The sequence below is a fragment of the Anabaenopsis arnoldii genome (assembly GCF_028331025.1).
Classification (GTDB): domain Bacteria; phylum Cyanobacteriota; class Cyanobacteriia; order Cyanobacteriales; family Nostocaceae; genus Anabaenopsis; species Anabaenopsis arnoldii.
In genome coordinates this window covers 1-2,527 of sequence record NZ_JAQMUH010000193.1, presented here as the reverse complement: position 1 = coordinate 2,527, position 2,527 = coordinate 1, and the positions used below count along the sequence as shown (strand labels likewise).

Genomic DNA, 2,527 nt, shown 5'->3' with positions numbered 1-2,527 from the left:
GATGGCGTACTATCATAATGCCATCGGAAAGGGCTTTGATTTCTCCATTCCCGTCAATATCTAAGTATTGGTTATCTACCCCTTGTTGTAAGTAGGCTTGAATTTCTGCTAGGTTGCGAGTGGCGTTAGGAGCGATCGCACCTTCAGTTAATCTCTCATCGGGGAAAGTACCAAACAGATGGCGTACTATCATAATGCCATCGGAAAGGGCTTTGATTTCTCCATTCCCGTCAATATCAAAATTCCATTCCTGCTTACTGACTAAAATCGGGTCTGCTTCTAGGCCATAACCAGGGGCTAAATTATCGGAAGTCAGATTAAGTTGAGTTCCGGCAAAGTTGTCAGTGGTGGTAAAGTTGAAATCCGCTAACTTTAACGGTAGGGTTTGGTTAGGCCAGTTACCAGCAAAGTCAGTATAGCCAAATTGGATAAAACTGTCAGTGTTGGGGTCGTTATCTAAGTCTGTACCATCAGCTAGGTCTTCTACTGCAACAAATAGATTGTTATTGAACAGGTTTTCTACAGTTTGGAAATTCAGTTCATCAGAATTGTAGTGCAACCGCAGACTAATACCCGTCAGGGTGTTGTCACCGTTGGAAGTGTTGTAGAACAGGGGAATAGATACATCACCGCCAGGAGCAGCAGTTAAATTGTCTAATGATGTAATTTGTTGGCGATCGCTCTCCACGGGTGGTGTATCATCATTCCTAATGGTTCCCGTAGCAGTAGCAGTGGTCAGGGTAGCGTTACTGGGGTTAGATAGGCTAACGGTAAAGGTTTCCTCCGGTTCTACTACAGTATCACCACTGACATTGACTGTAATTACTTGAGATTTTACCCCCGCAGCAAAGGTGACCGTACCCGTGGGGAGGGTTCCGCCAAAGTCGGCGGCGTTAGCAGGGTTGGTTCCCGTACCTGTAACCGCCCAGTTAGCAGTGCTGATACCTGTATCCACTGTGCGGGTAACTGTGAAGGTAAAGGGGGTAAGTCCTTCGTTACCTTCTAACTGTATGGCGTTGGTGGGGGCGATCGCTATTTCTGGGGTTTCAGGCTCACTAGTCGCTAAATTTGTCGCTGCAATATTGACTAAAGAATCATTATTATCACCGGGTAAATCACCAGACAAATCCCAGAAGAATATACCACCTAAACCTTTCTCTTTAATATAGTCAGTCTTGATGCCAATTGACTCACTATCTTCGTAGGAACTAAACATCCCACCCTGGTCGGTAGGACTGTAAATATAGGGGACTTTTGCCAAATCATCCCAGTAACGAGTATATACACTGGGTTGTTCTTGGAGTTTGTTATACAAATCTTTGTAGTCATAACTACCTGCTTCCCATGTTCCCGAAGCCGCACCACTAGATGACTGAAATAGTCCATTATTGGTACTAGGTACACCAGACCAAGCGCGTCCATATGCAGGAACTCCCAGAACTATCTGATCTGCACGAACCCCAGCATCAAGATAGGCGTCTATGGTAGAGTCTATGGACTGCTGTCCTGGAACAGCATATAAAGGAGCATTATGGTTGGTAGTATTTTCCCAAGCACCATGATAGTCATAGGCCATGAGAGTGAAGAAGTCAATGTGTTCAGAAATTTCCCCTAACTCAAAGTTATTTATAGTGGACAAGCTAGCAGGGGAAGCAATAGTCAGCTGATAATCTTGATTATCTATGGCTTCTTGTTCATCCAACTCTTCCCGTATTTCTTCTAGTAATAGGGTGTAATTTTGTTTGTCTTGTGGACGATTAATATTACCTTCTAAACCCCCACTAACAGGATATTCCCAGTCAATATCCAAGCCATCAAAACCGTATTGAACCATCAAATCTACTGCAGAAGCAGCAAATTTTTCCCGTGAGGCTTCAGTTAAAGCTGCATCAGAGAAAGGACCAGAAAGTGACCAACCTCCAATAGACATCATGGTTTTCAGATGGGGATATTCTTGTTTTAAAGCTTGGAGTTCAGCAAAATTACCCGCTAAACCTTGTTCTGATTCTTGCCAAGTATACTTCCCATTAAATGGATGTTGTATCGCCGCCCAAGGATCGTATATTGCTACTTCTCCATTTTCGTCGATTTTTGTAAACGCATAAAAAACATGAGTTAGTTTATCCCCTGGAATGTCCTCGACTTGAAAATCACGACCATATATTGCCCATTCGGGGAAATATCCACCTACGATAGTGTTATACTCTTTGATTTCAATAATGCCTCTTAAAGAACCGCCACTACCGTAATCATTCCATTTGCCAGGATCATTAAAATTCATCGCCACATAATCTTCGTTACCAGCATTATTTGGTTCATTGGTAAAGAAGTTCCTGTAAGTAGAGGTTTCACCGCTCACCCACTTAAATTTAGTGCCATCTGTATCGGCTTCTGTATCCTTATCTGTCAGTCCAATCCACAGTTGTTCACTACTACCAAAGGTATTAACTAGCCAGTCTTGTTCGGCTTGAGAGTTAATGGTGACAAGATTTCCACCTAAACTCTGTGCTTGAGCTTGAGCTTGTTC

The 2,527-nt window shown here is 43.2% G+C and carries 1 protein-coding gene; it reads right to left on the bottom strand.

Going from position 1 to position 2,527, the window contains the following annotated elements:
- Positions 1–2,527: glycosyl hydrolase family 18 protein (locus PN457_RS17255; RefSeq protein WP_271734784.1), on the bottom strand; the 2,527-nt coding region annotated here is incomplete at both ends.